Genomic DNA, 20,743 nt, shown 5'->3' with positions numbered 1-20,743 from the left:
CGCCGCCCCGAAGACATCGGAATTTGGCGCTAGTGTGCGCCCGCGCAAGCGGGCTGTCTTTTCGGGTTTTCGCTAATTTGTACCACCTAGTTAGTTTGTACAATACCGATGACTAGCCTAGTAAATTCGGGATATGGCGCGCGCGTCGAACTCAACGACTGGTTCATTCAGGGTCGGTTCGGCGGGCGTCGTGTCCCGCTCATCCGCAGGAATCGCCCATGCAGCGCTCGATCGCCACCGTCTCCCTGTCCGGCACGCTCGCCGAGAAGCTCGCCGCCGTCCAGGCCGCGGGCTTCGACGGCGTCGAAATCTTCGAAAACGACCTCGTCTACTTCGACGGATCGCCGGCCGACGTCAGGCGCATGGCCGCCGATCTCGGCCTCGACATCGTGCTGTTCCAGCCGTTTCGCGACTTCGAGGGCGTGAGCCCGGCTCAGCTCGCGCGCAACCTCGACCGCATCAAGCGCAAGTTCGACGTGATGCATGCGCTCGGCACCGACCGCATCCTCGTCTGCAGCAGCGTGGCGGCCGATACGATCGCCGACGACGGGCTGCTCGTCGACCAGCTCGGCGTGCTCGCCGAAGCCGCCCGGCAGGCTGGCGTGGTCGCCGCATACGAAGCGCTCGCGTGGGGCCGCGTCGTGAAGCGGTACGGCCACGCGTGGAAGCTCGTGAACGCGGTGAACAGCCCGCACCTCGGCCTCGCGCTCGACAGCTTCCACACGCTGTCGCTCGACGATTCGCCGGACGGGATCGCCGACATCCCCGGCGACCGGATCGCGTTCGTGCAGATCGCCGACGCGCCGAAGCTCGTGATGGACGTGCTCGAATGGAGCCGCCACTACCGCTCGTTCCCGGGCCAGGGCGACTTCGACCTGGCGCGCTTCACCGCGCGCGTGATCGAGTCGGGCTATACGGGCCCGCTGTCGCTCGAGATCTTCAACGACGGCTTCCGCGCGGCGCCGACCGCGCTCACGGCCGCCGACGGCCATCGCTCGCTGCTCTATCTGGAAGACCTGACGCGCGCGCGGCTCGCGCAGGAGGGCCGCGCGCCGGCCGCCAGCCAGCCGCTGTTCGCCCCGCCCGCGCCGCCCGCGCACGTCGGGTTCCAGTTCATCGAATTCGCGGTCGACGCACAGGCGGCGGCAACCGTCGGCGAATGGCTCGGCCGGATGCGCTTCCGGCTCGCCGGCCGGCATCGCTCGAAGGACGTGACGCTGTTCCAGCACGGCGCCGCGTCGATCGTGCTCAACGCCGAGCGCGACTCGTTCGCCGATGCGTTCTTCCAGCAGCACGGGCTGTCGCTGTGCGCGTCCGCGTTCCGGGTCGACGACGCGAACGTGGCGTTCGAACGCGCGGCCGGCTTCGGCTACGCGCCGTTCTCCGGCCGCGTCGGGCCGAACGAGCGCGTGCTGCCGAGCGTGAAGGCGCCGGACGGCAGCCTCGAATATTTCGTCGACGAAGCGCCGGATACGCCCACGCTATATGAATCGGACTTCGTGCTGACCGACATCGACGGCCCGACCGAGGTCGGCCCGCTGACGGGCATCGATCACGTGTGCCTCGCGCTGCCGGCCGACGCGCTCGACACGTGGATCCTGTTCTTCAAGACGGCGTTCGGCTTCGAGGCCGAGCGCAGCTGGCTCGTGCCCGACCCGTACGGACTGGTGCGCAGCCGCGCGGTGCGCAGCGCCGACGGCTCGGTACGGATCGCGCTGAACGCGTCAGTCGACCGTCACACGGCCGTTGCCGAATCGCTCGACCGCTATCACGGCACCGGGCTGAACCACGTCGCGTTCCGCACCGACGACATCGTGAAGACGGTCGCCGCGTTCGCGGCCGACGGCGTGCCGTTCCTGCGCATTCCGGCCAATTATTACGACGATCTCGCCGCGCGCTACGCGCTGCCGGACGAGCTGATCGACACGCTGAGCGCGCATCACCTGCTGTACGACCGCGACGAGCACGGCGGCGAATTCCTGCATGCGTATACGGAACTGGTCGACAACCGCTTCTCGCTCGAGATCGTCGAACGGCGCGGCGGGTACGACGGCTACGGTGCGGCGAATGCGGCCGTGCGGCTCGCCGCGCAGGCGCAGCGGCGAAAATAAGACAGGATGTGGAGTTTGGGGCCGGACCGTGCTCGCGATTCGGCGATCGACGGGACGAGTCCCTCCCGCCCGCGCCATCGGGGTATATCGCCCCGCCGAGTACCGGCCCGCGCGGCCCGTCACGGTCGTGTCGGAAGCCGCGCTTCGTCTGACGTTACATGCCGTAACCCATACCGCAGTGCAGCATTGCGTCGCCCGCCCCCGTTTTAAGAATCGCTTAAGTCTTCGACGGCACCATCCGCAACCAGTACCCGATGGTTATCTCGAAAAGGAGGAAAGCGATGAGCGCCGTAGAAGCACCCGCGGGCCGCCCGGCCGCGCCCCCTGCAAAGAAGACGATGCTGCGCCGCCTGCTCAGTCATCACGAAATCGCGACGCTGCTCGTGCTGCTGCATGCACCGATCGGCGCGAACGCCAAACCCGAATTGCCCGCGCTGCAGGAAGCCGGCCTCGTCGAAATGGTCAAGCTCGACCCCGATACGGCCCCGAGCTTCCGGCTGACCGAAGACGGCACGGCCGTCCTGAAAGGGCTCGGCTACCGCTGAGCCGCTGCTTTCACCCGTTTCACCCTTTCCAGTTTCCCCGCCTTACCCGATCCCTGCGACGCGCCGGCCACGCCGGCGAGTCGCGTCACCCTGCCCGCTCCTGCAGCATCAACCGGTATTCCGTCGGCGTCACGCCGACCGTCGCCTTGAACTGGCGCGTGAACGCGCTGTGATCCGTGTAGCCGCATAGCGCGGCGACGTCGGTCACCTTGTCGTGCGTGACGAGCAGCGCGGTGGCCGCGTCGAGCCGCGTCTTCAGCAGCACCTGGCGCGGCGTCAGGTGGAACACCTTGTGAAAGTAGCGTTCGAGCTGCGCGACCGACATGCCGGCCATCTGCGCGAGCTGCTTCAGGTTCAGCGGCTGCACGTAGTGATCCTGGATGTGCTGGACCACGTCGGCGAGCCGGCTGTACGCCGGGTGCGAGCCCTCGTGCGCCTTCAGGTCGCGCGAGATGCCCGCGAGGCCGACCACCCCGCCCGCGGCGTCGCGCAGCGGCTCCTTGCAGGTCAGGCACCAGCCCGGCTGGCGGCCCGGATACAGGTGCAGCTCGAGCTGATCCATCAACTGCTGGCCGGCGTTGATCGTCGCCATGTCCTGCTCGAAGTAACTGCGGCCGAAGCGGCGCGGAAACACCTCGTCGGCGGTCTTGCCCAGCAGGTCGCGCTTGTCCTTGTAGCCGCAGCGCATCGCCAGCGTGCGATTGACGAGCGCGTAGCGGCCGCTCGCATCCTTCACGAAGAACGCGACGTCCGGCAGCGCATCGAACACCGGTTCGAGCAGGCGAAAATGCGCGAGCATCGCGCCGAAATCGGCGTTGTCGGGCGGGTCGCGCAACGTGTCGGACAGGCTCATGGGCGGTACGGCAAGCAAGGTCGTCATCCCGGCAACCGCGAAGCGAGTGGCAGATGGCGTCGATTATAGGAGCGCCCCTTCGATCGCGTCGCGCCGAGCGCGGGGCGGGGCGGGCAAGGCGGCAGCCGGTTGCATCGTGCGTCCCGTCGGTTACATCGGTGAGCAGCAGAGGTTGTGCACGCAACCGCTTCGCAGCACCTGCGCGGCCGGCGGCCGTTCCGCTTCCGCCATGGCCGGCGCAGCGCATCGGCACACCGGCACCACGCACCCGGACACGCCATCCTAAAAATGCCGGCGCCCCGCGTCTTGGCGGGTTTGCGCATTCGCCATGACGATTTCGGCATATATCAGGGTAATCGACGATATGCCGATATCGTCGCCGGCCACGCATCGAACGCGCAAGACGCGTGCATTTTCGCTACCTAGACTTCGCTTCACGGTCGCGAGACGACCTCCCGCCGCTGCCGCAATCGGCATGCACGGGCCGCCGCATCCGCCGTCGCGCACGCCGATTCCGGCACAGCGTGCACGGCAGACGGCGTACTTGCATGGCCGGCACATCGGCCTGCCGATCGAACCGTCTCGCCCGGTTTACCGGCGCCGGCCCGCATGCCGGCGGCGGCCCAACCACGCCATCAAGGGGAAGTGAAAGTGAAGCTGAAGGTATCGCACGTCGCGCTGGCCGCCGCCTGCGCACTGTCGGGCGCGCACGCCGTCGCCGCCGACGTCGTCAAGATCGGTTTCGCCGCACCGCTGACCGGCCCGCAGTCGAATTACGGCACGGACATGCAGAAGGGCGTGCAGCTCGCGATCGCCGATTTCAACGCGACGCATCCGACGATCGGCGGCAAGCCCGTCACGTTCCAGCTCGACTCGCAGGACGACCAGGCCGACCCGCGCACCGGCACGACCGTCGCACAGCGGCTGATCGACGACGACGTCCGCGGGATCATCGGCCACTTCAACTCGGGCACCAGCATTCCGGCGTCCGACCTGTACGATCGCGCGGGGCTGCCGCAGATCTCGATGGCGACGTCGCCGCAATACACGGCGCGCGGCTACAAGACGACCTACCGGCTGCTGACGAGCGACGCGCAGGCCGGCCGCATCGTCGGCACGTACGCGGTGAAGACGCTGCGCTTCAAGCGCATCGCGATCATCGACGACCGCACCGCCTACGGCCAGGGCATCGCCGACGAATTCGCGAAGGCCGTGGAAGCGGCTGGCGGCACGATCGTCAAGCGCGACTTCACGAACGACAAGGCGCTCGATTTCTCCGCGATCCTGACCAACCTGAAGGGCGTGAATCCGGACGCGGTCTTCTACGGCGGCGGTGATGCGCAATCGTCGCCGATGATCCGCAAGATGCGCCAGCTCGGGATGAAGTCGGCGTTCGTGACGGGCGAAATGTCGCGCTCGCCGACGTTCCTGAAGGTCGGCGGAGACGCGGCCGAAGGCGCGATCGTCTACATGGGCGGGCTGCCGAAGGAAAAGATGCCGGGCTTCTCCGGCTACGCGGCACGCTACAAGGCGCGCTTCAACGAAGACGTGATCACGTACTCGCCGTATTCGTACGACGGCACGATCGCGCTGCTGACCGCGATGAAGGACGCGAACTCGACCGACCCGAAGGTGTACACGCCGTATCTCGGCAAGGTGTCGATCAAGGGCGTGTCGGCGCCCAGCATCGCGTACGACGCGAAGGGCGACCTGAAGGACGCACCGGTCACGATCTACAAGGTCGAGCGCGGCGCGTTCAAGCCGGTCGATACGATTGCCGGCAACTGACAATCGATACGCGCCCCTGCCCCGCGCGGCGCGCCAGCGGCTCACCGGCCGCCCGCGCCGCGCGCGCTTTCGGCTGCATGGTCAGAAGCCGTCCCGGGCACGCTCGCGTGCAGGCATTTCGCGCTCCTGTAGAATCCCCCCACCCGCTTTGACGCTTCGTCTCCGCCGTGCCCCATCCCGGTGCGACGGCGCGTGTTGCGTGCCTCACCCGGCACACGGCGCGCTTCGACGACGCAAGCCGCGCCTTGTCAGTCCATGCCGAAAAGCGGGCCCTGGAGACGCAGCACCGACAACTACATTCGAAAACCGATCGTCCTGACCATGCAAGCTTCCGAATTGAGCGGCGTGCCTCGCGCCGCCGAACGCGCGCTCACGCGCAGCGACTACAAGACCCTTGGCCTTGCCGCACTCGGCGGCGCCCTCGAGTTCTACGACTTCATCATCTTCGTGTTCTTCGCGCCGGCGATAGGGCAGCTGTTCTTCCCGCACGACATTCCCGACTGGCTTCGCCAGTTGCAGACGTTCGGCATCTTCGCGGCCGGCTATCTCGCGCGCCCGCTCGGCGGCGTGATCATGGCCCACTTCGGCGACCTGTTCGGCCGCAAGCGGATGTTCACGCTGAGCGTGCTGATGATGTCGGTGCCGACGCTGCTGATGGGCCTCCTGCCGACCTACGACACGATCGGCATCCTCGCGCCGGTGTTGCTGCTGCTGTTCCGCGTGCTGCAGGGCGCGGCGGTCGGCGGCGAAGTGCCGGGAGCATGGGTGTTCGTGTCCGAGCACGTGCCGTCGCGCCATATCGGCTATGCGTGCGGCACGCTGACCGCGGGCCTCACGGCCGGCATCCTCCTCGGCTCGCTCGTCGCGGCCGGCATCAACAGCCGCTACTCCGCGGCCGAAGTCGGCGCATTCGCATGGCGCATCCCGTTCCTGCTCGGCGGCGTGTTCGGGCTGTTCTCCGTGTACCTGCGCCGCTGGCTGCATGAAACGCCGGTGTTCGCCGAGATGAAGGCGAAGAAGGCGCTCGCGGCCGAAATTCCGCTGAAGGCGGTGCTGCGCGACCACGGCCGCGCGGTGATCGTGTCGATGCTGCTCACGTGGATGCTGTCGGCCGCGATCGTCGTCGTGATCCTGATGACGCCCGCGCTGCTGCAGAAGCAGTTCCACCTGACGCCCGCGACGACGCTGTTCGCGAACAGCATCGCGACGCTGTGCCTGACGGCCGGCTGCATCACTGCCGGCTCGCTCGCGGGCTGGATCGGCGCGAAGCGCGTGCTCGCCATCGGCGGCATCGGGCTGGCCGCGTGCTACTACCTGTTGTTCGCGCAGGTCGCGGCCGATGCGTCGACGCTGCCGCTCTACTACGGGATCGCGGGCTTCATGGTCGGCACGATCGGCGCGGTGCCGTTCGTGATGGTGAAGAGCTTCCCGGCCGTCGTGCGCTTCTCGGGCATCTCGTTCTCGTACAACGTCGCGTATGCGATCTTCGGCGGGCTCACGCCGGTGATCGTGTCGCTGATGATGAAGTCGAACCCGCTCGCGCCGGTCGTGTACGTCGCGGCGATCTGCGTGCTCGGCGCGATCGCCGTGCAGTTCTCGAAGGATGCGAAGGACGTGAAGGATGTGAAGGGCACCCACTGAACGTCGGCGCCCGCTTCATGAACGAAGGGCCGAATCCCGCGGCGTGCGGGATTCGGCCCTTTTGTCTTGCGGCGGCCTGGCGGCGGCTGCGCGAATCTGCCCGGTTCAGCGCAGCACGCCGTACGACGAACTCGGCCGGCGCAGCGCGTCGATGCTCGCGCCGCCGGCGCCGGTGACGAACAGCAGCAGGAACCCGCCGGCGATCGCGACGTTCTTCCAGAAGTGAATCACCATGTCGTGCTGGACGGCGGCGTTCGTCGCGTCCCAGAAATTGTGCCCGACCATCGCGGTCGCGATCGTGTAGACCGCCATCAGCAATGCGAGCGGCCGTACCTTGTAGCCGACGATCAGCAGCAGGCCGCCCAGCCCCTCGATCGCGACGACGATCGGCCCGACGACCTGTTGATAGGGCACGTTCATCCCGTGCAGATACGCGATGAAGTCGCTGTAGCCGAGCAGCTTCATGATGCCACCCCACAAGAACAACGCCGCCAGCGCCAGGCGTGCGAAAAAAATGACGCCGGAATCGACGGTACGCGTCATGCCTCTCTCCTCGTATGCAATTCGGCCGCCGCACCGGGCGCACCCGGGCGGTTCGGCGCCGCGCGGCCCCGGAGGGCGCGCGGCAAATGGGCCAGCATAGAGGGTCTTTCCGCGGTGTCCAAGGGCTTGTAGCAAATCTTTACAACGCGGCGATCGCGCCGGCAGCCCGGCGCGCTGAGAAACGCGTTTAGCCCGCGTCGCTCAACAGCACGCCTTTCTTGAAGATGAAGCAGCCGTAGCCGCGCGTTTCGCCGGTGACGATCACCGCATACGTCTGCTGCGCACGCTCGTAGAACGCGAAACGTTCGACGCCGGTCAGCGGCACCGCACGCCCTTCCGCGCGGTCGATCTCGGCCTGCACTTCGCGCTGCACGGGGGGCACCGCGGCCGCGTCGCCGACGACTTCCATCCGCCACGCGGGCGTGTCGACGAACGTATCGAGCGGCAGCACCGACAGCACCGCGCGCACCACGCGCGCCGAATCGGCGCCGTCGACCCGCAACGCGCGGCCGACCACCGTATGCTCCGCGACGGATTCGGCCGGGAAATTCGCATCGCAGATCGCGATTTCGTCACCGTGGCCCATCGCGCGCAGCGTGTGCAGGATGTCGGCGTGCAGCAGCGGGTCGAGATTCTTCAGCATGTCGGTTGTCTCCAAGATCAGGAACGAATCGCATAACGTTACCCGATCCCGGCGACCATGGTGCATGCATCGTTCGCGTCACGACGCGGCGGCCGGCATTTCGTCGATGAAACCCGTGACCGACGCGAGGCGGCCCGACGCGTCGACGGTGCCGAAGTCCGAGCCCTTCACGATCGCCACGCCGTCGGGCGACACGAGCGCCCACGAGAACCGCAGGTGCTGGCCGAACGCGTCGACGTCGGTCGTGCGGCGAAAGCGGTAGGCGGGGAAACGCTGCTGCACGGCGGCGATCATCGTATCGATGCCCGCGTGGCCGTCGCCGGCCATCAGCGGATCGCGATAGGCCGCGTCGCTCGCGTAGGTCGCATCGATCAGTTCGCGGCGGCGCGCGGCATCGGGTTCGTTCCACGCGTCGAAGTAGCGGTCGATCAGGTCGGCGTGAACGGACGATGCGGTTTGAGCGGTGTTCATGGCGAGGCTCCTTGTGTCGGTGGACGATGTCGCGAACGTTTCGTGTCCGCGTGCCGCTATCGTCGCCGGGCTCGCGCGGGCGGTCGATTACGTGCGAGGTAAGGAAATCGCGCCGACCATGCGCGGCACGCCAGCGCCGCCGAATCGTAAATGCGCCGCCGCAACGAAAACGGGCGCCCGAAGGCGCCCGCATCGTCTTGCCGTCACCACCTTGCGCGTCAGGTCACCGGCGCCGGATTGAACAGCGTCAACGCATTCGCGAGCTTCCATTGCTCGGCCCACGTGCGGCGCTTGCCGCTCGCGACGTCGAGCATCAGCCGGAACAGCGCCCAGCCCGTGTCCTCGATCGTCGCCGCGCCGGTCGCGATCTGCCCGGCGTCGAGATCCATCAGGTCGTGCCAGCGGCGCGCGAGATCGCTGCGCGTCGCGACCTTGATTACCGGCACCTGCGCGAGGCCGTACGGCGTACCGCGGCCGGTCGTGAAAATATGCAGGTTCATCCCCGCCGCGAGCTGCAGCGTGCCGCAGATGAAATCGCTCGCGGGCGTCGCCGCATACAGCAGCCCCTTCTGCCGCGCCCGATCGCCGGGGCGCACGACGCCGGCGATCGGCGCGCTGCCCGACTTCACGATCGACCCCATCGCCTTCTCGACGATGTTCGACAACCCGCCCTTCTTGTTGCCCGGCGTCGTGTTCGCGCTGCGGTCGACGCGGCCGCGCTCGAGGTAGCGGTCGTACCAGTCCATCTCCCGGATGATCTCGCGGGCCACTTCTTCATTCGCCGCGCGCGACGTGAGCTGCGCGACGCCGTCGCGCACTTCGGTCACTTCGGAGAACATGATCGTCGCGCCCGCCCGCACGAGCAGGTCGGCCGCGAAGCCGACGGCCGGGTTCGCGGTGAGCCCCGAGAACGCGTCGCTGCCGCCGCACTGCACGCCGACGACGAGATCCGATGCGGGGCAGGTTTCGCGACGGCGGCGGTTCAGCCGTTCGAGATGCGATTCGGCCATCGTCATGATCGAGTCGATCATCGAGTTGAAGCCGACATGCGCGGCGTCCTGCAGGCAAACGACGCCACCGTTGTCGGTCGCGCCGTCGGCGGTCACCGGAATCGCGCCCGGCGGCAGCAGGCGCTCGGGCTGCAACTTCTCGCAGCCGAGGCTCACGGTCATCACCTCGCCGCCGAAGTTCGGATTCAGGCTGATGTTGCGCAGCGTGCGGATCGGGATGTCGGCGTCGGGCGCATCGATCGCGACGCCGCAGCCGTACGTATGTTCGAGCCCGACCACGTCGTCGACGTTCGGGTAGCGCGGCAGCAGTTCGTCCTTGATCCGCTTCACCGCATGCTCGACGACGCCCGACACGCACTGCACGGTCGTCGTGATCGCGAGAATGTTGCGCGTGCCGACCGAGCCGTCGGCATTGCGGAAACCCTCGAACGTATAGCCTTCGAGCGGCTCGAGCGGCGGCGCGGCGCGCGTGGCGAGCGGCAGGTCGTCGAGGCCCGGCGGCTCGGGCATGCGCATCGTGCGCTCGTTGACCCAGCTGCCGCGCCGCAGGTCGGTGAGCGCATAGCCGATCACCACGTTGTAGCGAATGACCGGGTCGCCGGCCGCGAGGTCGACGAGCGCGACCTTGTGCCCCTGCGGCACGCCTTCGCCCAGCGTCAGCCCGTCGGCGAACGTCGCGCCTGCGGGCAAGCCGCCGTCGTTGACGACGATCGCGACGTTGTCGTCCGGATGCACGCGGATGTAGAGAGGGGAAGCAGTCATCGGAATTCCTGGAAGCTGTCTGCGATATCGTTAGTCATCATACGACATTCAACCTCAGTTGATGATGCTGCGTAAACCCTTATCCGGAAAGACCCTACCCTTGACCCGCCAGCAAACCGCTTGCGCCACTCTTTCTTGCGTTGTACGATGACATACAACGACATCGCCAATTCGGCTCGTATGCCGTTCCCGACGAACCAGCACTCGCGCTAGACGGACGACCCCAACCATGACTTCACCGCAAGAACTCAAACAGATCATCTCCCACGGCCTGCTGTCGTTTCCGCTGACGGATTTCGACGCCGACGGCAGCTTCCGCCCGAGCACCTATGCCGAGCGTCTGGAATGGCTGGCGCCGTATGGCGCGAGCGCGCTGTTCGCGGCCGGCGGCACCGGCGAATTCTTCTCGCTCACGCAGCGCGAGTACTCGGACGTGATCCGCGTCGCGACGGAAACCTGCAAGGGCAAGGTGCCGATCCTCGCCGGCGCGGGCGGCGCGACGCGCGTTGCGATCGAATATGCGCAGGAAGCCGAGCGCCTCGGCGCGAGCGGCGTGCTGCTGATGCCGCACTACCTGACCGAAGCGAGCCAGGAAGGGATCGCCGACCACGTCGAGCAGGTGTGCCGCGCGCTGAAGATCGGCGTCGTGGTGTACAACCGCGCGAATTCGAAGCTGAATGCGGACATGCTGGAGCGCCTTGCCGACCGTTGCCCGAACCTGATCGGTTTCAAGGACGGCGTCGGTGAAATCGAGAGCATGGTGACGATCCGCCGTCGCCTCGGCGATCGCTTCGCGTACCTCGGCGGCCTGCCGACGGCCGAAGTCTATGCAGCCGCGTACAAGGCGCTCGGCGTGCCGGTGTACTCGTCGGCCGTGTTCAACTTCATCCCGAAGACGGCAATGGCATTCTACGAAGCGATCGCGAAGGACGACCACGCAACCGTCGGCCGCCTGATCGACGAGTTCTTCCTGCCGTACCTGAAGATCCGCAATCGCCGCGCGGGCTACGCGGTCAGCATCGTGAAGGCGGGCGCGAAGCTCGTCGGCCACGACGCGGGCCCGGTGCGCGCACCGCTCGTCGACCTGACCGACGAAGAAGCGGCCGAACTCGACGTGCTGATCAAGAAGATGGGCCCGCAGTAAGCGGGTTCGCCGGCGGCGCGAGCCTTCATCGGCACGGCGCGCCGGCTCGCCCATTTCTCCGTATCCGACTCACGCGATGGCCGCGCGGCTCGACGAGCCGGTGCGGCCATCGCATTACATCTGTGCGATCGCGCCGATGATCCGCTGGCGCACACCGGTGAGCGTGCGCTGCGTCTCGTCGATCCCCTTGCGTGCCGCGAGCGGCCGGCCGCGCGCCGGCGACTCGGCGCCCACGATCTGCTCCAGCACGTCGCGGTCGACGACCGCATCGAAGAAGCGCCCGACCGTAAACATCGCGTATTGCTTCGCGGTCGCGAGATGCGTATTGGCCTGCGTGAGCGCGTCGGCGCGCTCCGCGCCGTTCGGCCCGTCGATGCTGCGGCGGTGCTTCAGCGCGAACACCACCGCCTCCATGTCCTGCTTGAAGCGCTCGACGGCCCTGCCGAAAATCACCGAATGCGGATCGGAGCCCGCGACGGGCCGCCCCTGGTTGATCGTCACGTCGAATTCGCTGCCGCCCAGCTCGCGCTGCAGCGCGAACAGCGCATCGGCCAGCACGCGCCCTTCGCTGGTTTCACCGATCTGGGTACGGACCGATTTCGCGACGTCGCCGATCGCTTTCCACAACCCGGCCGCGAACAGGTGGTCGCCACGCTTGCTGATATTCATCGGATGGTTCCTTGTTGGTCTTGTGCGTCTCTCAGGCTCGCCCGGGGACCTGACGGTCCGAGGCTTCGCTACTGTAGGAGAAACGGGGGCAACAGGAAAGGCGAGGTGACCCCGCCACGGCATCGCATCAAAATGAGCACCGTTTGATGCGATAATTGATGCATCGATTTTCCCGGGAGCCGCCCATGCGCACCACCTTGTCCCTCGACGACGCACTGCTCGCCAAAGCGCAGCAATTGACCGGCGTCACCGAAAAATCGGCGCTCGTGAGGGAAGCGCTGCGCGCATTGATCGCCCGCGAAAGTGCGCGACGACTCGCCCGCCTCGGCGGCACCGAGCCTGATCTTGAATCGGTCCCACGCCGCCCGTCGGAGCCCGCATGATCCTTGTCGACACATCCGTCTGGATCGATCACTTGCGAGCCGGCGACGCGACGCTCACCGCCTTGCTGGAAGCGGAGCGAGTATTGATCCATCCGTTCATCGTCGGCGAGCTTGCGCTCGGCAGCATGCGCCATCGCGAGACCGTGCTGGATGCGCTGCGCGACCTTCCAGCTGCAACCCTTGCCACCGACGACGAAGTCCAGCGCATGATCGATGCCGTACCGCTTCACGGGCTGGGCATCGGGTACGTCGATGCCCACCTGCTTGCGTCGGCCAGACTGACCAGCGACAGCAGGCTATGGACGCGCGACCGGCGCCTGCTGGCGGCAGCGGAGCGCCTGCAACTCGTCGCCCGCCCCGCTCACTGACCGAGCGAAACCGGCACGAAAGCCCGCGCTGAATAAAAAAGCGGCGAGGCCCGTGGGCCCCGCCGCCGTATTCCAACGTGCCGGGAAGCATCCCTCCCGGGACGCTGCCTTCACCGGTTACGCCCCGTCACTCCGCCTTGCCGTCCCGCAGCCGCGGAATCGCGAGCGGATTGCCTTCCCGCAGCCCTTCGGGCAGCAGGTCGTCCGGGAAGTCCTGATAGCACACCGGCCGCAGGAAACGCTCGATCGCGGTCGCGCCGACCGACGTGACGGCCGGGTTCGACGTCGCGGGGAACGGCCCGCCGTGCACCATCGCATCGCACACCTCGACGCCGGTCGGGTAACCGTTGACCAGCAGGCGCCCGGCCTTGCGCTCGAGGATCGGCAGCAGCCGGCGCGCGAGCGGCTTGTCGTCGGCATCCATCTGCAGCGTGGCCGTCAACTGGCCTTCGAGCGCGTCGAGCACGCGCGCGACTTCGTCGAGATCGCGGCAGCGCACGATCAGCGACGCCGGCCCGAACACTTCGTGGCTGAACGCCGGCTCGCCCAGGAACGCCTGCGCACCGACTTCGTATAGCGCGCCGCCCGCCTGGCAGTCGGTCTGTGCCGCCTCGCCCGCGCCGATTTCGCGCACGCCCGGCAGTTCGGCCAGCTTGCCGCGACCGTTACGGTACGCATCGGCGATGCCGCGCGTGAGCATCACGCCGGCCGGCTTCTTCGCGAGCGCCTGCGCGGCGACCGTCTCGAAGCGGTCGAGATCGGGGCCGTCGATCGCGAGCACGAGGCCCGGATTGGTACAGAACTGGCCGACGCCGAGCGTCAGCGAATCGACGAAGCCCGTCGCGATCGCGTCGCCGCGCGCGGCCAGCGCGGCCGGGAACAGCACGACCGGGTTGATGCTGCTCATTTCCGCATAGACGGGAATCGGCTGCGGGCGCGCGTTCGCGAGCTGCACGAGCGCCATCCCGCCCTGCCGCGAGCCGGTGAAACCGACGGCCTGGACCGCCGGATGGCTGACCAGCGCGGCGCCGATCACGCGGCCGGGGCCGACCAGCAGCGAGAACACGCCGGCCGGCATGCCGGTTTTCGCGACGGCGGCGCGGATCGCGCGGCCGACCAGCTCGGACGTGCCGAGGTGCGCTTCATGGGCCTTCACGATCACCGGGCAGCCGGCCGCGAGCGCCGACGCGGTATCGCCGCCGGCCACCGAGAACGCGAGCGGGAAATTGCTCGCGCCGAACACGGCGACGGGCCCGAGCGCGATTTTCTGCAGCCGCAGGTCCGAGCGCGGCAGCGGCGTGCGTGCCGGCTGCGCGGGATCGATCGACGCGGCGAGGAAACGCCCGTCGCGCACGACGCGTGCGAACAGCCGGAGCTGGCCGACGGTGCGGCCGCGCTCGCCTTGCAGCCGCGCGACCGGCAGGCCCGTTTCGGCATGCGCGCGCTCGATCAGCGCATCGCCGAGCGCGACGATTTCATCGGCGATCGCTTCGAGAAACGCCGCACGGGCCGCGAGCGGCTGCGTGCGGTACGCATCGAACGCGTCGCGTGCGAGTTCGCACGCGCGGTCGACGTCGGCCTGCGTCGCGACGCCGAACGCCGGCGCCTCGATCGGCGCGCCCTTCGTCGGGTCGAACGCGTGCAAGGTTCCGGCCGAGCCGGCCACCGCTTCGGCGCCGATCAGCATCTCTCCTGTCAGTTGCATGGGGTGTGCTCCGTGGTTCGGGAATGGATTGCTCATTGTAGCCCAACAGATACGATGTCTGCCGACGTCGGCGGCATATTCTCGCCGCCTGCGAAGGCGCCGACGATACATCCGAAAGCCTTACCGGGCCAGCAAATCGCGACCTTCCCACACTGTGACGACGATCCCAAAGGGAAAACCCGAGGTTTCTGAATTCGAGCATTCTCAATAAACTTTCTTCCATGTCATACGACGACGTACATTTAAAGTGAGCAATCAGACCTCCCCTCGCGATCTTCCGCTCGACCTGGCGCGCACCGCGCGCCGAACCGCCGTGCGCTACTGGATCCTGGCGATGCTGTTCGTCGTCACGACGCTCAACTATGCGGACCGCGCCACGCTGTCGATCACCGGCACGCCGATCCGCAAGGCGTTCGGTATCGACCCGGTGACGATGGGTTACATCTTCTCGGCGTTCAGCTGGGCGTACGTGCTCGCGCAACTGCCGAGCGGCTGGCTGCTCGACCGCTTCGGCGCGCGGCGCGTGTATGCGGCGAGCATCTTCCTGTGGTCGGCGTTCACGCTGCTGCAGAGCACGATCGGCCTCGGCGGCAGCGCCGCGTTCGCGGTCGCCGCGCTGTTCGCGATGCGCTTCGCGGTCGGCATCGCGGAGGCGCCGGCGTTTCCGGCGAACGCGAAGGTCGTCGCGAGCTGGTTCCCGACCGCCGAGCGCGGCACCGCGTCGGCGATCTTCAACGCCGCGCAGTACTTCGCGGCCGTGGTGTTCTCGCCGCTGATGGCCTGGCTCACGCACGCGTACGGCTGGCATCAGGTGTACCTGTGGCTCGGCCTGGCCGGCATCGCGCTCGCGTTCCTGTGGCTGCGCGTCGTGAAGGACCCGGCCGACCATCCGGCCGTGAACCGCGCGGAGCTCGACCATATCGAGCAGGGTGGCGGCCTCGTGCGGTCGACGGGCGGGGCGACCGGCGCGCGCGGTAGCGGCGGTGGCGCTTCCGAAGGCAGCCGCGTGGCGGGCTGGTACTACGTGCGCCAGTTGCTGTCGAACCGCATGCTGATCGGCGTGTACCTCGGCCAGTACTGCGTGAACGTGCTCACGTACTTCTTCCTCACGTGGTTTCCGATCTACCTCGTGCAGGCGCGCGGAATGTCGCTGCTGAAGGCCGGCTTCATGACGTCGCTGCCGGCGATCTGCGGATTCCTCGGCGGCGTGCTCGGCGGGATGCTGTCGGACGCGCTGATCCGCCGCGGCGTCTCGCTGACGCTCGCACGCAAGATCCCGATCGTCGGCGGGATGCTGCTGTCGATGGTCATCATCGGTTGCAACTACGTCGACAGCGAAGCGCTGGTCATCATGCTGATGGCCGTGTCGTTCTTCGGCAAGGGGATCGGCTCGCTCGGCTGGGCCGTCGTCGCGGATACCGCGCCGAAGGAAGCGATCGGCCTGTCGGGCAGCCTGTTCAACATGTTCGGCAACACGGCGGGCATCGTCGCGCCGATCGCGATCGGCTACCTCGTCGGCGCGAGCGGCTCGTTCAACGGCGCGCTGGTGTTCGTCGGGCTGAACGCGCTCGTCACCGTGTTCAGCTATCTCGTGATCGTGAAGGACATCAAGCGCGTCGAGCTGCGTCATCGCGACGCGTGACGTTCGACCTTTGAAAAACGGCGGCCGCTTCATGCGCGGCCGCCGTTTTTTTACATCGGAGCGACGTCAGGTCGACGCGTGCACGGCGCGCAGCATGTCGTGCACGCCGGACGTCATCAACGCGAGGAACGCGAGCAGACCGACGTAGCAAAGCGCGTAGGTCGTCTTCGTCTCGATCGACGTCGCGTAGTACACGCGGTTCTCCGGCGCGTCGGGATCGTAGCGCCACGCGCGCTTCAGCTGCGGCAGCGCGAGGATCGCCATCACGATCAGCAGCGGGCTCGGCCGATACACGAACAGCGCGATCAGCACCGGCACGCCCACGAGCCAGATGCGCGGCGACAGCACCGCGGTGATCCGCCCGCCGTCGAACGGCGACAGCGGAATCATGTTGAAGAGATTCAGGAAGAAGCCCGTATACGACAGCGCGAGCAGCAGGTTGCTGTCGGTGTGGCGCGCGGCCGCGTAGCAGGCCAGCGCGCCGAGGGTGCCGACGAACGGCCCGGCGAGGCCGACGTAGGCCTCCGTTTCCGCGTCGTGCGGCATCTCCTTCAACTGGATCCACGCGCCGACGAACGGGATGAAGGTCGGCAGCCCGACGTCGAGCCCGCGCCGCTGCGCGGCGACGTAGTGGCCGGCTTCGTGCACCAGCAGCAACGCGACGAAACCGGCCGCGAAGCGCCAGCCATAGAACAGCGCGTAGACCGCGATCGACGCGAGCATCGTGCCGGCCGAGACGAGCACCTTGCCGAGCTTCAGGCCGCCGAAGATCAGCAGCAACAGCTTCGTCATTCCTTGCGCTCCGTGGCGGCTGCGTCGGATGCAGCGGTTGCATCGGCGACGGCCGGCGCCGCGGCCGCCTTCGGCTTGCGCCCGAAGAAACGCTTGAGCGCCGCACCGCCGGCCAGCAGCGCGACCGCGCCGATCTTGAAGAACTTCACCGCGAACGCGCCGATCAGCGCGAGCAGGCCGAGCTTTTTCGCGCCGACGCCGACGATCAGCGCCGCGAGCCCATACTCGGCGACGTGGTCGGTCGACTGGTTGAAGTCGGCATAGCGCTTGCCGTCGTTGAAGCGGATGTTCGACAGCAGCGCGTCGGCCGAGGGCTGGTACTTCGGCAAATCGGCGAGCGTCGACGCCATCGTCAGCGACAGGTAGCCGTCGCGGCCGAGCACGAGCGTCCGGTAGTTCACGCCGTCGTTCGCGGTATTCGGCGCCGCGCCCTTGTCGCGGATGATCGCCGACCACACGAGCCGGTGCGTGGCCGCGTCGTACGCGGGCGCCTTCGCCCAGCCGACCACCTCGGTTTCGGGCAGGCCGCGCTCCTTGCGCGCCGGGTTGTTTTCCTCGGTGCCGGCCTGCAGGCTTTTCAGCAGTTCGTCGGGCTTCCAGTCCTTCGCGTCGTCGTCGCGGATGTAGCCGCTCGGCTCGAACGACACGACCGATATCCAGTCGGCGTCGGGATCGTCGGGCAGCACGAGGCCGACCAGCTTCGATTCGTCGATCGAGTTGCCCATCGAGCGCAGGTAGCGGCCGGCTTCGGCCGCCGGCACGAACGATTCGCCGGCCTTCAGCTTCAGCACGGCTTCGTGTTTGACGTCGATGTCGGTCGGCCCTTTCACGACCGCTTCGTTGGCGGCCTCGGCGGCGGCCCTCATTTCGACCTGCGCAGCTTCGGTCTGCGCGTGGCCGCTGGTCGCGGCGAGTGCGAGCGTCGCCACGCAGGCGAGCCGGACGGCAAGTTTTTTCATTGTTGGATTCCCCTGGAATGCCTTGTTGTCGATGTGCGCGGCGTCCGGCCCCGGCATCGTGGCCGCGGGTCCGGCGCCGCCTCTCAGGTGGCACGGGGGCTATGGTAACGCAGCGGCTGCGCACGCCCGGGCGGTGCGCGGCGCTTACCTCGCAGGTAATGCCGAAGCGCCGCGGGATTGCCTATCATCTCCCCATGAACTCGACCGCCGCCCTCCATTCGCCTTCCCCGTCCGTCGGCCGCGCGTCCGGCATCGGCCCGCTGCTGCGCACGTGGCGGCAACGCCGGCGCCTGAGCCAGATGGCGCTCGCGCTCGACGCGGATGTGTCCGCGCGCCACCTGAGCTTCGTCGAATCGGGCCGTGCGCAGCCGAGCCGCGAGATGGTGCTGCATCTCGCCGAACGCCTCGACGTGCCGCTGCGCGAACGCAATGCGCTGCTCGTCGCGGCCGGATTCGCGCCGCTGTTTCGCGAACGGCCGTTTTCGGACCCGCAACTGGATGCCGCGCGTCATGCGGTCGAAGCCGTGTTGCGCGGGCACGAGCCTTATCCGGCGCTCGCGGTGGACCGCCACTGGACGCTGCTCGCGGCGAACCGGATGCTCGGCGCGCTGGTCGCGCAGGCCGATCCGGCGCTGCTGCAGCCGCCCGTCAACGTGCTGCGGCTGAGCCTGCATCCGGACGGTCTCGCGTCGCAGATCGTCAACTGGCATGAGTGGCGCGCGCACATCCTGCATCGGTTGCAGCGGCAGATCGACGCGAGCGGTGATCGCACGCTGCATGCGCTGCGCGACGAGCTCGCCGCGTATCCGGCGCCGGCCGGGCAGCCCGACGACTCGCACGCGCGCACCGATTTCGCGGACATCGCCGTGCCGCTGCGGCTGCGCACGGCGAGCGGCGAGCTGACGTTCTTCAGTACGACGACGGTATTCGGCACGCCGGTCGACGTGACGCTGTCGGAACTCGCGATCGAGGCGTTCTTTCCGGCGAATCCGGAAACGGTGGAGGCGATGCGAGCGCTGGCGAACGGGTTGCCGGTGGCGTAACGCCGGCAGGCGTGGCGGGGCCGTGGCCGCGCTCAGCGGCGTTCGAGCGCCAGCTTCACGCCCAGCGCGAGCAAGACCACCCCGCTGACGCGATGCATGCGCGTCAGGATGCGCGGGTTGCGGCGAATCGATGCCGACAGCAGGCCCGCGAACAACGCGACCGGCCCCTTGACGAGAAACGTCAGCCCCGCAAACGTCGCGCCCAGCACGAACAGCGACAGCATCGGGTGCGGGGCGCCGGCCGGAACGAATTGCGGCAGAAACGCCAGGTAGAAAAGCGCGACCTTCGGATTCGACACGTTGGACAGCGCGCCTTGCGCGAACGTCCGCAGCCGCGATGCCGGCGCATTGCCATTGCCCGCGAGCGTCAATTCGCCCGTCGAGCGCAACAGCGTGATGCCGAGGTACAGCAGGTACAGCGCGCCCACCACCTTCAGCGCCGTGAACAGCCATTCGGAAGCCTGAAGCAGCGCACCCAGCCCGAGCGTCGCGAGCATCGTATGCACGAGCAGCCCGACGCTGACACCCGCGGCGGTCACGAGGCCCGCGCGCGTGCCGCCGGACAGCGTGCGCGACATCACGAGGACCATGTCCTGGCCGGGCGTCAGTATGATCAGAAGGGAGGTGGCCATGAACGGCAGCCAGGCGACGTGCGACATCGGGAAGCTCCTGAAGGGGGCCGCGGCGGGCGCGAATCGCGCGTTTTCGAGGGGCCGGGCAGTCGTCAGATTATCGGCAACTTCCCGTGGAGATTGGATGCAAATCCCGCTATTTTCGAAGTCCGATTTGGAGTTATTCTCCAACATCAACTTCATCTATAGCCAAAAATGCCAATCAAACTGGATGCAATCGATCGACGCATTCTGCGTGCGTTGCAGCAGAATTCGAACCAGACGAACGCCGACATCGCGCAACAGGCCGGACTGTCGCCCACGCCGTGCCTGCGCCGCGTTCACCTGCTCGAGGAACAAGGCGTGATCGACGCGTACGTCGCGTTGCTGAACCCTGCAGCCGTCGAGCTGCGCTTCACGGCATTCGTGCGCGTCACGCTGGAGCGCCAGGACAAGACGACGGTCGAACGCTTCGCGCGCGAGATGGAACACGCGCCCGAAGTGCTCGAATGCCATCTGATGGCCGGCAGCTACGACTATCTGCTGCGCGTGATCGCGAAGGATCTCGACGACTATCAGCGCTTTCAGATGGAAACGCTCACGCAGATCGAAGGCGTGCGCAACATCGAAACCGAGATCCCGCTGAAGCGCATCAAGCAGACGGTGAGGCTGCCGATCTAGGGGTCGAGAAACGTCACGGCCTCCCCGGCCGGTTGTCCGTTCAGCGCCTCGTCGCGCACGACGACCTGCCCGCGCACGACCGTATGCACGGGCCACCCCGTGACCGCACAGCCGTCGTACGGCGTCCACCCGCTCACGCTCGCGATCCATTCGTCGCGAATGATCCGCCGCGCGCGCAGGTCGACGATGCTGAAATCGGCGTCGTAGCCCGCCGCAATGCGTCCCTTCCCTTCGATGCCGAAAACGCGCGCCGGCCCGGCGCTGGTCAGGTCGACCAGCCGTTCGATGCTCAAACGGCCGGCCTGCACGTGATCGAGCATCAGCGGCAGCAGCGTCTGCACGCCGGTCATCCCGCTCGGCGACTGCGGATACGGGCGGC

The 20,743-nt window shown here is 67.5% G+C and carries 21 protein-coding genes; 10 read left to right on the top strand and 11 right to left on the bottom strand.

What is annotated here, in order from left to right:
- Nucleotides 1–218: 218 nt before the first annotated feature.
- Both JMF86_RS29470 and JMF86_RS29465 read left to right on the top strand, forming a co-directional pair.
- A complete protein-coding gene (locus tag JMF86_RS29470) occupies nt 219–2,111 on the top strand; it encodes a bifunctional sugar phosphate isomerase/epimerase/4-hydroxyphenylpyruvate dioxygenase family protein (RefSeq protein ID WP_077177805.1) in 1,893 nt (630 codons plus the stop codon).
- 281 nt (nt 2,112–2,392) lie between these two features.
- Nucleotides 2,393–2,656: a hypothetical protein gene (locus tag JMF86_RS29465; protein WP_006489463.1), complete on the top strand. Its 264-nt coding sequence runs from the start codon at nt 2,393–2,395 to the stop codon at nt 2,654–2,656.
- 85 nt (nt 2,657–2,741) lie between these two features.
- On the opposite strand, the gene JMF86_RS29460 is transcribed toward JMF86_RS29465, so the two are convergent.
- On the bottom strand, nt 2,742–3,536 hold the full coding sequence (locus tag JMF86_RS29460) for an AraC family transcriptional regulator (RefSeq protein WP_011546892.1): 795 nt from the start codon (nt 3,534–3,536) through the stop codon (nt 2,742–2,744).
- 582 nt (nt 3,537–4,118) lie between these two features.
- Between JMF86_RS29460 and JMF86_RS29455 the strand changes: the two genes are divergently transcribed.
- Nucleotides 4,119–5,297, top strand: a complete 1,179-nt coding sequence (locus JMF86_RS29455) for a branched-chain amino acid ABC transporter substrate-binding protein (RefSeq protein WP_265181049.1) — start codon at nt 4,119–4,121, stop codon at nt 5,295–5,297.
- A 321-nt stretch (nt 5,298–5,618) separates the two neighbouring features.
- Nucleotides 5,619–6,938: an MFS transporter gene (locus tag JMF86_RS29450; RefSeq protein WP_027811180.1), complete on the top strand. Its 1,320-nt coding sequence runs from the start codon at nt 5,619–5,621 to the stop codon at nt 6,936–6,938.
- Nucleotides 6,939–7,043: 105 nt separating this feature from the next.
- On the opposite strand, the gene JMF86_RS29445 is transcribed toward JMF86_RS29450, so the two are convergent.
- From JMF86_RS29445 to garD, 4 genes are all read right to left on the bottom strand, one after another.
- Nucleotides 7,044–7,481 carry a DoxX family protein gene (locus JMF86_RS29445; RefSeq protein WP_011546888.1) on the bottom strand — a complete coding sequence of 146 codons (438 nt, stop codon included), beginning with the start codon at nt 7,479–7,481 and terminating at the stop codon, nt 7,044–7,046.
- A gap of 187 nt (nt 7,482–7,668) precedes the next feature.
- The gene (locus tag JMF86_RS29440) at nt 7,669–8,124 is read right to left on the bottom strand and encodes an RbsD/FucU family protein (protein ID WP_006480483.1); all 456 of its coding nucleotides are present in this window, start codon (nt 8,122–8,124) and stop codon (nt 7,669–7,671) included.
- 78 nt (nt 8,125–8,202) lie between these two features.
- Entirely contained in the window at nt 8,203–8,595 is a 393-nt protein-coding gene (locus JMF86_RS29435) for a nuclear transport factor 2 family protein (RefSeq protein WP_077177808.1), read from the bottom strand.
- Nucleotides 8,596–8,813: 218 nt separating this feature from the next.
- A complete protein-coding gene (gene garD, locus JMF86_RS29430; protein WP_011546882.1) occupies nt 8,814–10,367 on the bottom strand; it encodes a galactarate dehydratase in 1,554 nt (517 codons plus the stop codon).
- A gap of 229 nt (nt 10,368–10,596) precedes the next feature.
- Between garD and kdgD the strand changes: the two genes are divergently transcribed.
- Nucleotides 10,597–11,511, top strand: a complete 915-nt coding sequence (gene kdgD, locus JMF86_RS29425; protein ID WP_011546881.1) for a 5-dehydro-4-deoxyglucarate dehydratase — start codon at nt 10,597–10,599, stop codon at nt 11,509–11,511.
- 114 nt (nt 11,512–11,625) lie between these two features.
- Here the strand turns inward: kdgD and JMF86_RS29420 are convergent, their stop codons facing one another.
- Nucleotides 11,626–12,180: a hypothetical protein gene (locus JMF86_RS29420; RefSeq protein WP_006480480.1), complete on the bottom strand. Its 555-nt coding sequence runs from the start codon at nt 12,178–12,180 to the stop codon at nt 11,626–11,628.
- Nucleotides 12,181–12,365: 185 nt separating this feature from the next.
- Here JMF86_RS29420 and JMF86_RS29415 point away from each other — a divergent pair, with 185 nt between their 5' ends.
- Both JMF86_RS29415 and JMF86_RS29410 read left to right on the top strand, forming a co-directional pair.
- Nucleotides 12,366–12,563, top strand: coding sequence for a type II toxin-antitoxin system VapB family antitoxin (locus JMF86_RS29415; RefSeq protein WP_006752328.1), 198 nt, complete (start codon nt 12,366–12,368; stop codon nt 12,561–12,563).
- Nucleotides 12,560–12,931, top strand: coding sequence for a type II toxin-antitoxin system VapC family toxin (locus tag JMF86_RS29410; protein ID WP_011546880.1), 372 nt, complete (start codon nt 12,560–12,562; stop codon nt 12,929–12,931). Before JMF86_RS29415 ends, JMF86_RS29410 begins: the two co-directional genes overlap by 4 nt.
- 127 nt (nt 12,932–13,058) lie before the next feature.
- Here the strand turns inward: JMF86_RS29410 and JMF86_RS29405 are convergent, their stop codons facing one another.
- Complete coding sequence (locus tag JMF86_RS29405; protein ID WP_011546879.1) at nt 13,059–14,636, bottom strand: aldehyde dehydrogenase (NADP(+)); 1,578 nt, start codon at nt 14,634–14,636, stop codon at nt 13,059–13,061.
- Nucleotides 14,637–14,883: 247 nt separating this feature from the next.
- Here JMF86_RS29405 and JMF86_RS29400 point away from each other — a divergent pair, with 247 nt between their 5' ends.
- Entirely contained in the window at nt 14,884–16,278 is a 1,395-nt protein-coding gene (locus JMF86_RS29400) for an MFS transporter (protein ID WP_011546878.1), read from the top strand.
- Nucleotides 16,279–16,344: 66 nt separating this feature from the next.
- Here the strand turns inward: JMF86_RS29400 and JMF86_RS29395 are convergent, their stop codons facing one another.
- Nucleotides 16,345–17,070, bottom strand: coding sequence for a site-2 protease family protein (locus tag JMF86_RS29395; RefSeq protein WP_011546877.1), 726 nt, complete (start codon nt 17,068–17,070; stop codon nt 16,345–16,347).
- A complete protein-coding gene (locus tag JMF86_RS29390; protein WP_077177809.1) occupies nt 17,067–18,029 on the bottom strand; it encodes a DUF2167 domain-containing protein in 963 nt (320 codons plus the stop codon). Before JMF86_RS29390 ends, JMF86_RS29395 begins: the two co-directional genes overlap by 4 nt.
- Before the next feature lie 194 nt (nt 18,030–18,223).
- Here JMF86_RS29390 and JMF86_RS29385 point away from each other — a divergent pair, with 194 nt between their 5' ends.
- A complete protein-coding gene (locus JMF86_RS29385) occupies nt 18,224–19,072 on the top strand; it encodes a helix-turn-helix domain-containing protein (protein WP_077177810.1) in 849 nt (282 codons plus the stop codon).
- Nucleotides 19,073–19,104: 32 nt separating this feature from the next.
- Here the strand turns inward: JMF86_RS29385 and JMF86_RS29380 are convergent, their stop codons facing one another.
- Nucleotides 19,105–19,731 (bottom strand): LysE family translocator, encoded by a 627-nt coding sequence (locus JMF86_RS29380; protein WP_023477064.1) that lies wholly within the window; start codon nt 19,729–19,731, stop codon nt 19,105–19,107.
- Between the two features lie 168 nt (nt 19,732–19,899).
- Here JMF86_RS29380 and JMF86_RS29375 point away from each other — a divergent pair, with 168 nt between their 5' ends.
- Nucleotides 19,900–20,364, top strand: a complete 465-nt coding sequence (locus tag JMF86_RS29375) for an Lrp/AsnC family transcriptional regulator (RefSeq protein WP_006480470.1) — start codon at nt 19,900–19,902, stop codon at nt 20,362–20,364.
- On the opposite strand, the gene JMF86_RS29370 is transcribed toward JMF86_RS29375, so the two are convergent.
- Nucleotides 20,361–20,743: amidohydrolase family protein (locus JMF86_RS29370; protein ID WP_201317193.1), on the bottom strand; the 383-nt coding region annotated here is incomplete at its 5' end. The two genes, JMF86_RS29375 and JMF86_RS29370, sit on opposite strands and share 4 nt — an antisense overlap.

The sequence above is a fragment of the Burkholderia sp. E168m15 genome (assembly GCF_016586105.1).
Classification (GTDB): Bacteria; Pseudomonadota; Gammaproteobacteria; order Burkholderiales; family Burkholderiaceae; genus Burkholderia; species Burkholderia orbicola.
The sequence above is the reverse complement of the archived record's forward strand: the minus strand, read 5'-3'. Positions and strand labels throughout refer to the sequence as shown.

What these genes read in the sequence shown, in the direction of transcription:
- JMF86_RS29470 (WP_077177805.1), top strand. Translation starts at nt 219, where the DNA reads ATGCAGCGCTCGATCGCCACCGTCTCCCTGTCCGGCACGCTCGCCGAG.
- JMF86_RS29465 (WP_006489463.1), top strand. Translation starts at nt 2,393, where the DNA reads ATGAGCGCCGTAGAAGCACCCGCGGGCCGCCCGGCCGCGCCCCCTGCA.
- JMF86_RS29460 (WP_011546892.1), bottom strand. Translation starts at nt 3,536, where the DNA reads ATGACGACCTTGCTTGCCGTACCGCCCATGAGCCTGTCCGACACGTTG.
- JMF86_RS29455 (WP_265181049.1), top strand. Translation starts at nt 4,119, where the DNA reads ATGCCGGCGGCGGCCCAACCACGCCATCAAGGGGAAGTGAAAGTGAAG.
- JMF86_RS29450 (WP_027811180.1), top strand. Translation starts at nt 5,619, where the DNA reads ATGCAAGCTTCCGAATTGAGCGGCGTGCCTCGCGCCGCCGAACGCGCG.
- JMF86_RS29445 (WP_011546888.1), bottom strand. Translation starts at nt 7,481, where the DNA reads ATGACGCGTACCGTCGATTCCGGCGTCATTTTTTTCGCACGCCTGGCG.
- JMF86_RS29440 (WP_006480483.1), bottom strand. Translation starts at nt 8,124, where the DNA reads ATGCTGAAGAATCTCGACCCGCTGCTGCACGCCGACATCCTGCACACG.
- JMF86_RS29435 (WP_077177808.1), bottom strand. Translation starts at nt 8,595, where the DNA reads ATGAACACCGCTCAAACCGCATCGTCCGTTCACGCCGACCTGATCGAC.
- garD (WP_011546882.1), bottom strand. Translation starts at nt 10,367, where the DNA reads ATGACTGCTTCCCCTCTCTACATCCGCGTGCATCCGGACGACAACGTC.
- kdgD (WP_011546881.1), top strand. Translation starts at nt 10,597, where the DNA reads ATGACTTCACCGCAAGAACTCAAACAGATCATCTCCCACGGCCTGCTG.
- JMF86_RS29420 (WP_006480480.1), bottom strand. Translation starts at nt 12,180, where the DNA reads ATGAATATCAGCAAGCGTGGCGACCACCTGTTCGCGGCCGGGTTGTGG.
- JMF86_RS29415 (WP_006752328.1), top strand. Translation starts at nt 12,366, where the DNA reads ATGCGCACCACCTTGTCCCTCGACGACGCACTGCTCGCCAAAGCGCAG.
- JMF86_RS29410 (WP_011546880.1), top strand. Translation starts at nt 12,560, where the DNA reads ATGATCCTTGTCGACACATCCGTCTGGATCGATCACTTGCGAGCCGGC.
- JMF86_RS29405 (WP_011546879.1), bottom strand. Translation starts at nt 14,636, where the DNA reads ATGCAACTGACAGGAGAGATGCTGATCGGCGCCGAAGCGGTGGCCGGC.
- JMF86_RS29395 (WP_011546877.1), bottom strand. Translation starts at nt 17,070, where the DNA reads ATGACGAAGCTGTTGCTGCTGATCTTCGGCGGCCTGAAGCTCGGCAAG.
- JMF86_RS29390 (WP_077177809.1), bottom strand. Translation starts at nt 18,029, where the DNA reads ATGAAAAAACTTGCCGTCCGGCTCGCCTGCGTGGCGACGCTCGCACTC.
- JMF86_RS29385 (WP_077177810.1), top strand. Translation starts at nt 18,224, where the DNA reads ATGAACTCGACCGCCGCCCTCCATTCGCCTTCCCCGTCCGTCGGCCGC.
- JMF86_RS29380 (WP_023477064.1), bottom strand. Translation starts at nt 19,731, where the DNA reads ATGTCGCACGTCGCCTGGCTGCCGTTCATGGCCACCTCCCTTCTGATC.
- JMF86_RS29375 (WP_006480470.1), top strand. Translation starts at nt 19,900, where the DNA reads ATGCCAATCAAACTGGATGCAATCGATCGACGCATTCTGCGTGCGTTG.